At 31.8% G+C, this 13,843-nt stretch carries 10 protein-coding genes; 2 read left to right on the plus strand and 8 right to left on the minus strand.

Annotated features, from left to right (window positions below):
* Positions 1–168 precede the first annotated feature (168 nt).
* Entirely contained in the window at positions 169–1,095 is a 927-nt protein-coding gene (locus DMB68_RS10360) for a hypothetical protein (protein WP_110346608.1), read from the plus strand.
* An 18-nt stretch (positions 1,096–1,113) separates the two neighbouring features.
* Here DMB68_RS10360 and DMB68_RS10365 read toward each other — a convergent pair whose 3' ends face one another.
* From DMB68_RS10365 to DMB68_RS10380, 4 genes are all read right to left on the minus strand, one after another.
* Entirely contained in the window at positions 1,114–1,971 is an 858-nt protein-coding gene (locus DMB68_RS10365; protein ID WP_124019415.1) for a hypothetical protein, read from the minus strand.
* Positions 1,972–1,984: 13 nt separating this feature from the next.
* On the minus strand, positions 1,985–4,504 hold the full coding sequence (locus DMB68_RS10370) for a T9SS type A sorting domain-containing protein (protein ID WP_110346610.1): 2,520 nt from the start codon (positions 4,502–4,504) through the stop codon (positions 1,985–1,987).
* 233 nt (positions 4,505–4,737) lie between these two features.
* A complete protein-coding gene (locus DMB68_RS10375) occupies positions 4,738–6,477 on the minus strand; it encodes an ATP-binding protein (protein WP_110346611.1) in 1,740 nt (579 codons plus the stop codon).
* Positions 6,478–6,493: 16 nt separating this feature from the next.
* A complete protein-coding gene (locus DMB68_RS10380) occupies positions 6,494–7,120 on the minus strand; it encodes a response regulator (protein ID WP_196783698.1) in 627 nt (208 codons plus the stop codon).
* Between the two features lie 128 nt (positions 7,121–7,248).
* On the opposite strand from DMB68_RS10380, the gene DMB68_RS10385 reads away from it, so the two are divergent.
* A complete protein-coding gene (locus DMB68_RS10385) occupies positions 7,249–8,106 on the plus strand; it encodes an MBL fold metallo-hydrolase (protein WP_110346613.1) in 858 nt (285 codons plus the stop codon).
* Positions 8,107–8,169: 63 nt separating this feature from the next.
* Here the strand turns inward: DMB68_RS10385 and DMB68_RS10390 are convergent, their stop codons facing one another.
* The 4 genes from DMB68_RS10390 to DMB68_RS10405 form a co-directional block, all read right to left on the minus strand.
* Positions 8,170–9,000 carry a T9SS type A sorting domain-containing protein gene (locus DMB68_RS10390; RefSeq protein WP_165830120.1) on the minus strand — a complete coding sequence of 277 codons (831 nt, stop codon included), beginning with the start codon at positions 8,998–9,000 and terminating at the stop codon, positions 8,170–8,172.
* Positions 8,978–9,538 (minus strand): hypothetical protein, encoded by a 561-nt coding sequence (locus tag DMB68_RS10395; protein WP_110346615.1) that lies wholly within the window; start codon positions 9,536–9,538, stop codon positions 8,978–8,980. Before DMB68_RS10395 ends, DMB68_RS10390 begins: the two co-directional genes overlap by 23 nt.
* A 168-nt stretch (positions 9,539–9,706) precedes the next feature.
* Positions 9,707–11,494 carry a leucine-rich repeat domain-containing protein gene (locus tag DMB68_RS10400; protein WP_165830121.1) on the minus strand — a complete coding sequence of 596 codons (1,788 nt, stop codon included), beginning with the start codon at positions 11,492–11,494 and terminating at the stop codon, positions 9,707–9,709.
* 91 nt (positions 11,495–11,585) lie between these two features.
* Entirely contained in the window at positions 11,586–13,766 is a 2,181-nt protein-coding gene (locus DMB68_RS10405) for a T9SS type A sorting domain-containing protein (RefSeq protein ID WP_165830122.1), read from the minus strand.
* Positions 13,767–13,843: the final 77 nt, after the last annotated feature.

Consider the following 13,843-nt stretch of genomic DNA (forward strand, 5'->3'; position numbering starts at 1 on the left):
AGATGGAAGTTATTTTGATCGTAAATTATTGATAATGTAATAGATCATTCAATATGCATTTTTTATTGGTTAATTCACAACAATTTAAATAAATAGGTTAAAAAACAGTATATATACGTGCTTTAACGAGTAATTTATTAGTATTTTTGTGCGAAATTAAGAGTTTTTATGAAAAAAAAATTTGCCAGTTTGCGGATAAAAGCACTTCTTGCAGTCCTTTTGGTTTTTGGGTTAGGCGTCACATTTTATGTTTTTAGTAAAGAGACAAAAACATTTTTTTCTGTATCTAATATTGAGAAGGATAAAATGGACAGCATTAATGAATCGAATCAGGCAGTATTTGCTCAAAAAAACATATTAGATTCTTTAAATACTTTAAAGTTAGCTTATGATGTTGCGATGGTTGAAAAAACAGTTTTATCTCAAGAACTGGAATTAGAAAAGAAAAATGTGGAAAATTTAATGGAAATCATTAAAGCTTCAAAAAATCCTTCTATTTCTCAAATACTGATTTACCGTAAACAACTTTCAGATTTAAAAACTTCACTGGCATCAAAAGTAGCAGAGATTAAAAACCTTAAATCCGAGAATAAGAGTTTATTGACTGAAATTGAAAGTCAGAATGAAGTGATGTATCAGCAAAAAGTTAAGAATGATACGTTGGCATCACACCAAAAAAAGCTTGAGTCAACTTTAAAATCGGCTTCAAAATTGGATTTGAATAATTTTAAGGTTGTTGCACTTCACGATAAAAAAACCGGAGAAGAACTGGAAACGGATAAGGCAAAATCCACTAATAAACTTAAGGCGAGTTTTTATATATCAGGAAATTCGGTTGCTAAAACCGGAAAAAGAGTTTTTTATGTTCAGGTTTTAGATCAAAAAAATACTGTTTTAGGTGAAGACAAACTGATTGAATTTGGTAATAATAAAGCGTTGGTTTACAGTTTTATTGTGTCAGCTGATTTTCAGGGAAAACCTGTCAATGTTTATGGGATTTTAAATTCAGACAATGAATTTAAGAAAGGAACTTATTTTGTGAATTTTTTTGACAAACACGAAATAATGGGGAGTACTTCTATCACGCTTAAATAGTGCCTGTTTTTTATTAAATTAATTTATGCGCTGATAAACACGTTTGTTATTTCCGTAAGAAAACATCATTCGGTAGGGTTCAACATAGTAATTTACAACTTGTTCCTGATTATTTTGAGGATTCACAAAATGGAAAGCTTTACCATTTGTATACCATTGGTATTGCTGTACATTAGTACCATAACTTCCCTCGATACTAACCGCATTCGTTCCTCCGACGCTCTTACCTGTCCAGGTTATTGCAGTTCCATCTGCATTGATCCTGAGAAAATAGTCTGTAGAAAATGAGGCATAAAATTCTCCGCTACCACTGCTTAAAACTTCGGTAAAACGCCATTTTCCAATTACTTCCGGATTTCTTTTGTGATTAGAACCATTAGTACCGGATGAATTGCCGTTTGTAATTGTAGTTCCGTTTTCTATAACAATAGAATCTTCATTTCCACCAAAAGTTAAACTGCTTTTATCCAGGTTAAAAGAAAGTACCTGATTATTGAATTCCGGAAATGGTATGGTGCAATTTAGTTTTTGACCAATAAATTTGATTAGTATTGAATATTGTTTTTTGGTATCTTCTTCAGTGATTTTGCCATTACAAATTCCGTTATTTTCTGTAACTTCAATTTTGGCTTTTCTGCCATCTATTATTAAGGACCCATTCACTTTTTTTGATCCAGTTTCAGGAATCAGAGTCAAGAAAATTTCTTTTTGGTTGTGAATTCCGGTAAAATTTCCGGAAAATGTACTGGTTGGGTTCAAGATTGTTTTTGTAGGGTTCATAGGCTTTTTTTTTACTTTTGGAGTAGCATCCTGGCAGGAAAATAACATCAGAGAAAGCATAAAAACTGGGCTTAGTATAATTATTTTGTTTTTCATGGCAAGTTTTTTATTAGTTCTTAACTATTTTCTGCGTGATGGTTTTGCCATTATTTTCAAGTCCTTTTAAAATATAAATTCCATTGGGTAATGCGCTTATATCTGCTGAATCTGAAGTATGAGGAATGTTTCTTTTCTTTCCCAGTATATCGTAAACAGCAATTTCTGTAAGTTCGTGAGAAAAATAAATTTTGCTGCTGGCCGGATTTGGATAAATTGCAAAAGTATTTTTATAAGATTCGGGCAGATCAAGAGTTGTTGTCCCTGATAGTATTCTGGCCACGCGACCGACTGTAACGCCATTGTATAAAATAAAAACCCCGGAAATTAAAATTTTACCGTCTGGGAGAATGATAATATTGTCAACACTGCTGCTTATTCCCTGATTATTGGCTATTCCTGTTCCTGCAACAAATGTAGTATCATGTGTTCCGTCTGTATTGAGTCGGGCAATATTTAGAATAGGAGTTCCTCCATAAGAAGTAATAGTTCCTCCTATTATAATTTTCCCATCGGATTGTATTGCTATTGAGTAAGGATTCGTGTAGGGATTTGTTCCGGTATTGGCAAATAAGAGCTGTTGAGCTACAAAAGTAGGGTCTAATGATCCATCTGCATTAAGGCGTGCCAGTCCTGGTGGAGGACTATTCCCACCTGTAAAACCAACAAAGGTTCCAGAGATCAACAATTTTCCATCCGATTGTATTTTAACAACATCGACATTCCAGTCTATTGAAATTCCTAAATTAAATGATGTGTCAAGTGTTCCGTCACTATTAAGTCGGGTAATACATTGTTTGGGTATTCCTTTATAGTTTTTAAAATTTCCTGCAATTATGATTTTTCCGTCTGTCTGTGTAACTATTGAATAAATAACGTTATCTGGTCCGGCTCCGGGATCAAAAGCGGTATCCAACGTACCATCAGTATTAAGTCGGGCAAACCGGTTTCTTGAAACGCCGTTGTAAGAGGTAAATAGTCCTGAAATCAAAATTTTTCCGTCGGTTTGTACTGCTATTGAATAAATATTGTTATTTACTCCAGTTCCTATGCTGAAAGTGGTGTCAAGCGATCCATCAGTATTCAATCGGGCTATACCATTTCTTGCTATACCATTGTAATTGCCAAATCTTCCTCCAATTAAAATTTTCCCATCGGGTTGTGTTGTAATTGCATAAACAGAACTACTGGGTCCCGTTCCCGTATTAAAAGCGGTATCAAGCGTTCCATCAGCGTTTAGTCGAGCTAGTCTTTTTGTTGCAATACCATTGTAAGAACTGAAAAATTCTCCTGTAATTAAAATTTTCCCATCTGGCTGTACTGCCATACGGCTAATTGACTGATTTGATCCGCTTCCAAATCCTCCCGGGTTTAAGAAAGTAGCATCAATAGTTCCGTCAGTATTCAGTTGCGCAAGTCTGCCTATTAAATTGGTATTCAACGAAGTAAAGTTACCTCCGGTTAAAATTTTGCCATTAGTTTTTACAGTAATAGTAGCAACACTTTCATTTGTACCGGTTCCTGAATCAAATGTGGGATCTAATGTTCCGTCAGAATTTAGTCTTGCAATACTGTTTTTGGCTGTACCATTATAAGTTGTAAATACTCCTCCAATCAAAATTTTTCCGTCGGGCTGAATTGCTATACTTTCAACAGTAGAATTGGGTCCTGTTCCAAGATTAAAAGTGTTGTCTAGCGTTCCATCAGGATTCAGTCGTGCCAAACAGCTTCTAGGTGTAAAATTATACGTTGAAAAGTATCCTCCGATTAAGATTTTTCCATCTGCCTGTAAAGCAATCGTTTCGATTCCATTAGCTCCGTTTCCAGGATTAAAAGTAGTGTCCAGCGTTCCGTCAGCATTGAGGCGGGCTATTTTTTTTCTTGAAATTCCATTAAAGTCCAAAAAATCACCTATAACCAAAATTTTGTCATCGGGTTGTAGGACTATTTCCTTAACGGTACTATCAAGGCCAACAGCAGAACCAAACGATGTATCAAGTGTCCCGTCTGAGTTTAATCTTGCAATATGCTTTCTTGCCACACCATTGTAGGATGTAAAATACCCTCCAATCAAAAGTTTTCCGTCTGTCTCAACTGCAATTGAATTATATGAATTGAAGCCCGATCCTGGTTCAAAAGTGGTATCAAGAGTTCCGTCAGCATTAATTCTGGCAATACGATTTTTAGCCATACCATTATAGGAAGTAAATCCTCCGGCAATTAAAATTTTACTATCCGATTGTAATGCTGCGGCACTAATTGATGCATTGGCTCCGGTTCCTATATTAAAAGAGTTGTCTGTAGTTCCATCAGTATTGAGTCTTGTGATACGGTTTTTTGACTTATAATCATAACTTATAAATTCTCCTGCAATTATGATTTTTCCATCTGTTTGCTCTGTAATGCATTTTACGGTTCCATCTGCTCCTGCACCAATAACAGCATTAAAAGTCTTGTCTATCTCTCCGGATTGGGCAAAAATTCCTTTAATTAAAAAGAATAAAAAAAATATTGTGAGTAGTGTTTTTTTCATAATTCTTTGTTTTAAATCCTTTTATAATCAATTAATTATAGTTGAATGTAAAATTGAATTAAAATGAAATATCTTACAATACGCAATTAAGGGTATTCCCAAAGAAGATTATTATTTGAAAACTGAAATTAAAACTGCACGGATTCACAGTTTTGCAGATGTTCCGATTTTTAGTACTATAAAAAAATACGCTCATTGGCGTATTAGTTTCAATGTGATTTTTTAAAAGTATTTTAAAAAGGTACTTTGATGCTGATTTTCAATCCATTGTTGGATTTTATTGAGATGCTGCCTCCTAAATTGGTTATCCTTTTTTTAATATTGATTAATCCATTTCCAAATTTATTGGTTTCCTGCATTCCTTTTCCGTTATCTTCTATAACAATTAAAAATTCTTTTTTGTCAACAGCCGAAATAGTAAACATTACCTTGTCTGCATCCGAATGTTTTAATGTGTTGTTGAGTATTTCTTTAATAGAGAAAAACAAATTTTTTCGTGCATTTCCGTTTAAAATTTTGGTTGAAATACTTTCAATTTCATTCGAAAAAAGCAATTTTATGTGAGTTCCTTCCAAAAACTTATAGGCATACTGTTTCACATATTCTGAAAAATTCTGGACATTATTGTTGTCTGTATTTAAGGACCAGATAAAGGCATTGAGGCGCTGTGAAATTTCTGAACTGGTGTTGCTGATTTTATCGATCAGTACTTTCTGTTTGTCATTAGGGTCGTAATTTTTTAATAAATTACTGTTGATTAATATACTGCTTAATTCACTGCCAATATCATCGTGAAGGTCTTTGCTTATTTCGTTTTTCTGATCCAGGATTTGTTTTTGTAATTTGTTTTTTCGCCTGATAATTACAATTACCAATACTAATATTAATCCAAAAAACAGGGTTGTAAGAAGCTGTAGGATCTGAATATTTTTTTGTTTATCCAGTTCATTAATTTTGGCCTGAAGTAATTTGTTTTCGCTATTGATGTACTGATCTGTAATGTTTTGGATATAAAGATTCCCGTTTTTATTGATGTTTTTTTCAATTTCCAGTAATTTTTCCTGTGTAGACAACAACAGGCTTTTATCGGGAAGAGACTGAAACCTTGCCAGGGACTGTTCATAAAAAAGTTTTTGAAAAGCAGCATTGACATTATGGTGTTCAATTAATTTTTGACCTTTATCAAAATAATATTTTATTTTTTGAGGTTCTCCCGAAACACATTCCATCAGATTTCCGTAACCCAGTATGGCGGTATCATAAATTCTGGAATTCAGGGAAGTTGCTATACTTTTTTTGAAATAAAATTCGGCTGAATCTTTATTACTCTGCTTCAAAAATAATTCTCCAAAAGTACGTTCTACGTTTGCTATGCATCTTTTGTCGTTCAGGTTTTTAGCAAAAACGTATGCTTTTTTATTATAAATATAAGCGGAATCTAATTGTTGGGTTTTAATTTTTAATTGCGCAATGTCATTATAAATATATTCTTTATTGATCTGGTATCGTCTGTAATGGGAATCTGGTTTAACAGGGAAATGCTTTTTAGCTTTATGAAAAGATTTTTCTGCCTTTGCTATTTTTCCTATTTCATAGAAATTAATTCCTTCTATCAAAAAAGCGTTCGAAAGCCGTAAACTGTCCTTTGCCAGAACAATTGCTTTTTGAGCTTCGTGCAGGCCAAACTGATACAACCCGGAATAATAAAAAAGTTCTGACTGCAGGCTGTTTACCGCATACTGCTGCTCATTATTTGGATTTATCAGAAGTAGTTTTTTAGAATGATTCAGCCATTTTTGCGCTTCTTCAATTTGATCCAGTTCGAGGTAATATTCAGAAATAGTTATGGAGTTGGTTATTTTGCAACTGGCTGTACTGCATGTATGGAATGCCTTTTTTTTATCTGAAATTATTTTCTGTGGAAAAATAAAAGTAAAAGAAAACAGAAAAAATAAAAGACAGTATAATTTCATATTTTCTTCCTTTATATTATCGTTTCAAATATACGTTTACGGCTTCTACTCTTGTGTTTACCTGCAATTTTTCATAAATATGCTGAATGTGTTTTCGAACTGTTCCTGCACTTATTTGAAGGTTGTCAGCCACTTCTTTGTTCATTTTTCCGGTAGCCAGTAATTCTAAGATTTCGTTTTCACGGGGAGTTAATGACATCACACTTTCACTGATGGTTTCAAATTTGGAAAAACTTGCGACCACTTTCCTTGCAATGCTGCTGCTCATTGGACTACCGCCATCGAATAAATCATTGAGGGCGTCGATAATTTTTGTTGGTCCTTCAGTTTTTAAGATATAGCCGCTGGCACCTGCTTTTAAACTTTTAAAAATAATATCATCGTCTTCATAAGAGGTGCACATTAAAAAAAGAAGTTGAGGTTTTTTAGTCTTTAAAATTGATACGCATTCATATCCGCTATATCCCGGTAGATTTACATCCATAAGAACAGCATCGATTTCTAATGAAGGTACCATTTCTATTGCCGTTTCTGCATTTTCAAAAGTGCCTGCAAGTTCATATTGTTGCGTAAACTGAATCATCATTGCCATCGCTTCTCGCAAATCACGGTTGTCTTCAACAATGCCAATTCTTTTTTTCATTTTGCTATTCATTCTTAATCTAACAATATTAAAAATAATAAAACACTTCTAAAATACGCAAATAAGCGTAGTAAAATAAAATCAAACCATTAAATTGCATTGAATTTTGAATTTTAAAAAAGTAAAAAATGAAACTTTATCCCATAGAATCGGGCAATTTTAAATTAGACGGCGGTGCCATGTTTGGTGTTGTGCCCAAAACAATCTGGAATAAAACCAATCCTGCCGATGCTAATAATTTAATTGACATTGCTGCCCGTTGTCTCCTTATTGAAGATGGAAATCGTCTGATTTTAATTGACACCGGAATGGGCAATAAGCAATCAGAGAAGTTTTTCGGATATTATTCGCTTTGGGGGACTCATTCTTTGGATACTTCCTTAGCAAAATATGGTTTTCACAGAGATGATATAACCGATGTTTTTATGACGCACCTTCATTTTGATCATTGCGGAGGTAGTGTACAATGGAATTCAGATAGAACAGGTTACGAGCCGGCTTTTAAAAATGCCAAATTTTGGACAAACGAAAATCATTGGGAGTGGGCAACAAAACCAAATGCCCGTGAAAAAGCTTCTTTCTTAACCGAGAATATTTTGCCAATGCAGGAAAGTGGTCATCTTCATTTTATTGAAAGACCGGAGAGTGGCTTTGGCTTCTCAAAAGAACTGAATTTTGATATTTACTACGTTGACGGTCATACAGAGAAACAAATGATTCCGCATATTCAATATCAGGATAAAACTATCGTTTTTTGCGCTGATTTATTGGCTACTGCCGGACATATTCCGTTGCCGTACGTTATGGGATATGATACAAGACCATTACTCACGATGCCGGAAAAATCTAAACTGCTAAGTGCTGCAGCTGACAAAAATTATTATTTGTTTTTGGAACACGATGCACATAACCAAATTATAACAGTTGAGCATACCGAAAAAGGGGTTCGGTTAAAAGAGGTTTTTACTTGTGAGGAAATTTTATAAAACATAAAAAAAACCATATTTCCAATGACTGAAAATATGGTTTTAATTTTATATAACTTTAATTTATTTGACTATAATTTTTTTAACAATACTAGCTCCTTCATTTTCTAAATAAATGTAATAAATACCATTTTGTAATCCTGCTAAATTAATGTTGTTATTAGTGGTGTTTTTGGTAAACTTCGTTGTGGTCATTAGTTTTCCCAATGCATCATATACAGTTGCTTTTTCAAGAGTACTATTGTCAATATGCAATTCGCCTTTTACAGGGTTGGGATAAACAGCTATTTTGTCAAAAACTGTTTCAGATGTTCCTAGTGTAGGACAACTTAAACTAAAAATTGCTGTTGCATCTTTATATAGATTCCAGTTAGTGTTTGAATAAGAAACATCATCTACTTCAATACAACTTAAAGTAGAATTCGATTTGCAATTTAAATTTGTTAAAACAGTATTTTTTCCGTTTTTTAAATTAAGACTTGTCAATTGGTTAGAATAGCAATGTAAAGTTTCCAAAGCGATGTTTTTAGAAATATCTAATGTTGTTAATGAGTTAGAATGACAATCTAAACTTTTCAAAGCAATGTTTTTAGAAAGATCTAATGTTGTCAATGAGCCGGAATAACAAGATAAATTTTGCAAAGCAGTATTCATACTAAGATCTAATGTTGTCAATGGGCTATAAAAGCATTGTAAATGTAACAAAGCGGTGTTATTAGAAAGATCTAATGATGTTAACGGATTTGAAGAGCAGGTTAATTGTGTTAACGCAGTATTTTTAGAGGTATTTAATGTTGCTAATTGATTATAATCGCAAATTAAGGCTTTTAAAGCAGTATTTTCAGAAATATCTAATGTTGTTAATTTATTATTATCGCAATATAAATTTTTCAAATCCTTTCTTAGAAACATTTAATGTCGTTAATAAATTAAAACTACTACCTAAATCTGTCAAAACAATGTTATTAGAAAGGTCCAATGTTGTCAATGAGTTTGATTGAAAATCTAAATTTTCTAAAGCGGTGTTGTTAGAAACATCTAATGAAGTTAATTGGTTTGATCTGCAATATAAAAATTTTAAGGCTGTATTCATAGACAAATCTAATGTCGTCAATGTATTATAATGGCAATATAAATATTGCAAAGCAGTATTTTTGGAGATATCTAATGTGGCTAACGGGTTATTATTACAAATTAAAATTTTTAAAGACACAAAATTCTGAATCCCTGTTAAATCAGTGATAGAACTATTTGAAATATCAATAGAAGTTAATTTATCAATATTACTAGTCAATACCTGATTATCAGGAGTTCCGGAATCAAGGCCAAGGGCAATCAGTTTGTTTTCAAAATTATTATCCGGGATATTGGTATATTGGGCATAGATAGCAAAATTTGCGAATAATAGGAGTAACAGTAGTTTTGTTTTCATAGGTTAAAATATAATTTTTTAGGTGATACAAATATAATAACGGATATTTTCCTAATAATTTTTTAATGTGAATTTTGCTAAAACGAATTTTAAAAAAAAATATTCTTAAAAAAAATCCCATTTTCATTTAGTAGAAAATGGGATAGTTTCGTTTTTAATGAATTGTAATTATTCCACTATTACTTTTTTAACAGTAGCAGCATCTTTATTGATTAAGTATACATAATATACTCCTTTTGGTAAATCGGATAAGCTGATTGTATTATTAGAATCGCCTGAGTTCAAAGTAAAAGATTTTACCAATTGTCCTAATGTATTGTAAACTGTTGCTTTTTCTAACGAAATATTTGCAATAGTAACTTCTTCTTTTGTTGGATTTGGATAGAGTGTTACTTTATCAAAAACAGAATCTTCAATTCCTAAAGAACAACTTGTAGAATAAGTAGTTGAAGTTTCTTTAATCTTAGACCAGTTGGTGTTTGAAAAAGCGGCATCATCTACCTTAATACAAGCAAGCTGGTTGAGTCCAAGAAAAGAAGTAGCGTAGCTTGCAGCGTTTTTTCCGGTTACATTGAGTATAATCATGTTTTTATTATTTCCGTTTTGAAGATTCAAAAACACCAGAGGATTTGATACAACATATACAATTGTAAGTTTGCTGTTTTTAGATAAATCCAACGACGTAATTTGATTGGAAAACGCAATCAATCGCTCCAAAAGAAGATTATAAGAAAGATTCAGATTTGTTATTTGATTGTTACTGCAATCTAAATTTGTCAGAGATGTGAAATTTTCAATACCCGATAAATCTGTGATGTTACTGTTTGAAAGGTCTAAAGAAGTAACAGCACTTATATCTGAACTGGAAATTTTGCCGTTTAAACCATCGGTATCAATTCCTAAATCAATTAATTTTTGTTCAAATTTTTGATCAGGTAATAATGTATGTGTTGGATTAGGTGAATCACATGAAAGACTAAAATAGGCTTTTTCATCTTTTGCAATTCCCCAATTTTTATTTGAAAAATCAACATCGTCAACCTGAATGCAGGTTAAATTAGGATTATCTTTGAAATTGTCACCCATCCTGGGAAAGTTAGCATTGTTTCCATTCTTTAAATTAAGACTATTCAATTGATTTGAATTACACCATAAATAGTCCAAAGAAGTATGTTTAGATAAGTCAAGACTTGTTAAGAGGTTAAATGAACAAGTTAAACCACCCATTAATAGATTTTTGGAGATATCTAAACTTGTTAACATATTATTGTCACATTCTAATGTGTGTAATTTTACATTTTTAGAAACATCCAGGTTTGTTAATTGATTATTTTTACAAAAAATGTTGGATAATAAAGGATTGTTTGAAACATCTAAAGTGGTTAATTTATTATTGTCGGAAAATAAATGTTCTAAAAGTGTATTTTTAGAAATATCTAAAGCGCTTAATTTGTTAGATTCACAAAAGAGATGTGTTAATGCCGTGTTCTTGGAAATATCTAAACTTGTCATAAGACTTCCTGTAAAATTTAACCAAGTCAAGGCAGTATTTTTTGAAAGATCTATAGAACTGATTTGATTATCAAAAAAATATAATGCAGTTAAAGCAGTGTTTTTAGTGACATCTAAATTTGTTAAAAGGTTCTCTCCAACAGATAAATAATTCAAAGCAGTATTTTTACTGACGTCTATTTCTGTTAAAAGGTTAGAGTCACATTGAAAATTTATTAAAGATGTAAAATCCTCAATTCCGGATAAACTTTTAATCGACTTCGCATCAATAAATAAATCCGTTAAGGAAGCTATTTTTGATGTAAGGACCTGCCCATCAGGTTCTCCTGAATCAATACCCTTTTCTATTAGGGCTTTCTCAAAATTAATATCAGGAATTTTTGTGTATTGGGCATAAATAGAGCAATTAGCTAATAATAGCAGTAAAAGTAGTTTTGTTTTCATAAATTCCATTAAGAGTTTCCGTTTGCAATGATATAAAAAAGTCAGATTTTCATCAACTGAAAATCTGACTTTTAGATTAAAATAATTGTAACTATTCTATTATTACTTTTTTAACAGTAGCATCATCTTTATTGATTAAGTATACATAATATACTCCTTTTGGTAAATCGGATAAGCTGATTGTATTATTAGAATCGCCTGAGTTCAAATTAAAAGATTTTACCAATTGTCCTAATGTATTGTAAACTGTTGCTTTTTCTAACGAAATATTTGCAATAGTAACTTCGTCTTTTGTTGGATTTGGATAGAGTGTTACTTTATCAAAAACAGAATCTTCAATTCCTAAAGAACAACTTGTAGAATAAGTAGTTGAAGTTTCTTTAATCTTAGACCAGTTGGTGTTTGAAAAAGCGGCATTGTCTACTTTAATACAGGCAAGCTGGTTGAGTCCAAGAAAAGAAGTAGCGTAGCTTGCAACGTTTTTTCCGGTTACATTGAGTATAATCATGTTTGTATTATTTCCGTTTTGCAGATTCAAAAATATCAGAGGATTTGATACAACATATACAATTGTAAGTTTGCTGTTTTTAGATAAATCCAACGACGTAATTTGATTGGAAAACGCAATCAATCGCTCCAAAAGAAGATTATAAGAAAGATTCAGATTTGTTATTTGATTGTTACTGCAATCTAAATTTGTCAGAGATGTGAAATTTTCAATACCCGATAAATCTGTGATGTTACTGTTTGAAAGGTCTAAAGAAGTAACAGCACTTATATCTGAACTGGAAATTTTGCCATTTAAACCATCGGTATCAATTCCTAAATCAATTAATTTTTGTTCAAAATGACTGTCTTTTAATGTTATATATTCTACAGTGCAATTGGTATTATAGGTTGCAGTTGCATCTTTAAAAGTGGCCCAATTAGTATTTGAATATTCTGCATCGTCAACCTGAATACAACTTAGATTTGGGTTTTCTGTAAAATTTACCGAATTTCCTAAAAGTAAATTATTGCCATTTTTAAGATTTAAACTCGTCAGGTTGTTTGAGCTTACATCAAGAATTTCAAGCAATGTGTTTTCAGAAATATCTAATGTAGAAAGTTTATTGAATGAAATGTATAGGCTATGTAACTTTTTGCTCTTAGAAAGATTTAAGGTAGTTAAAAGATTTCTGTGCGCAGATATAGATTCGATTGAATCATTTTTTGTCAAATTTAAATCTGTTATTTTGTTATCAGATATTAAGAGATATTGTAGCTTTAGGTTTTTTTCTAAGTTTAATAATGAAATTTTGTTATTAGAACAATCTAAGTCTCTCAGGGAATCATTTTTAGTGAGATTAATAGTAGTCAAATTATTATTCGTACAATCTAAATATCTCAAATCTTTAAAATCTTCAATTCCTGTTAAATCAGAAATATTACTTGATGATACATTCAAAAATGGTTCATATTGGATATTCTCTTTTAAAATTTTTCCGTCAGGAATCCCTTCATCAAAGCCAAGTTCAATTAATTTATTTTCAAAATTAAGATCAGGAATTAAGGTATATAAGATTGGTTTTGGGGCATTATATATTGCAGTAATTTCCTGCGATGTTAAAACGCGATTCCAAATTCCGATGTCGTCTATTGAACCTTCAAAGTAATTATTTGATTTATTCTTTCCTATTCTAAAAAGATTTCCAAACCCATTAGTGTATAAATCGGCAGATCCACTTAACTTTAATTGATTATTTATATACAATGAAAATGTGTTAGTTTCATCATTAAAAACCATAGCAAAAAACGTCCACTCATTGTTAAAATAATCGTCCTGAGATTGAAAAGTTTTAGAGTCAAATTGTATGTCTAAATATCCTTTGCGATAAAAACTGATTTTAAACCAATAATTTGGATCAGATACATTTCCATAGTTCAAAAGACAAAAATCAAGTTCTTCTGATACATATGGGATATCAGCCTGAAACCATCCCGTAATTGTTCGTGATCCTCCTTTCAAAGGATAGTTTTTTACATCGGCCTCTATATTACTGCTTGTTCCATTGAAATAGTAGGCGCTCCTGCGCTGTCCAAATCTATCTTGGGTTTGTTCAACATCTACAGCAATTCCATGAGAACCATTTCCGCTGATATCATTTGCATTTCCATTAAATGGATAATAGGCAAGAAGGCCATCCGAAGGGATATAATCCGGAATATCTGAAGATTGTGCATAAATAGAAAAATTGGCAAGTAAGAGAATAAAAAGTAGTTTTGTTTTCATAAATTTCATTAAGAGTTTCAATTTGCAATGATACAAATTATAAGTGATTTCCTTATTTAATAAATGTTATATGTCCA

The organism is Flavobacterium hydrophilum, from assembly GCF_003202405.1.
GTDB classification, from domain to species: Bacteria; Bacteroidota; Bacteroidia; order Flavobacteriales; family Flavobacteriaceae; genus Flavobacterium; species Flavobacterium hydrophilum.

Coding starts and splice junctions, on each gene's coding strand:
- DMB68_RS10360 (WP_110346608.1), top strand. CDS start 169: ATGAAAAAAAAATTTGCCAGTTTGCGGATAAAAGCACTTCTTGCAGTC.
- DMB68_RS10365 (WP_124019415.1), bottom strand. CDS start 1,971: ATGAAAAACAAAATAATTATACTAAGCCCAGTTTTTATGCTTTCTCTG.
- DMB68_RS10370 (WP_110346610.1), bottom strand. CDS start 4,504: ATGAAAAAAACACTACTCACAATATTTTTTTTATTCTTTTTAATTAAA.
- DMB68_RS10375 (WP_110346611.1), bottom strand. CDS start 6,477: ATGAAATTATACTGTCTTTTATTTTTTCTGTTTTCTTTTACTTTTATT.
- DMB68_RS10380 (WP_196783698.1), bottom strand. CDS start 7,120: ATGAAAAAAAGAATTGGCATTGTTGAAGACAACCGTGATTTGCGAGAA.
- DMB68_RS10385 (WP_110346613.1), top strand. CDS start 7,249: ATGAAACTTTATCCCATAGAATCGGGCAATTTTAAATTAGACGGCGGT.
- DMB68_RS10395 (WP_110346615.1), bottom strand. CDS start 9,538: ATGAAAACAAAACTACTGTTACTCCTATTATTCGCAAATTTTGCTATC.
- DMB68_RS10400 (WP_165830121.1), bottom strand. CDS start 11,494: ATGAAAACAAAACTACTTTTACTGCTATTATTAGCTAATTGCTCTATT.
- DMB68_RS10405 (WP_165830122.1), bottom strand. CDS start 13,766: ATGAAAACAAAACTACTTTTTATTCTCTTACTTGCCAATTTTTCTATT.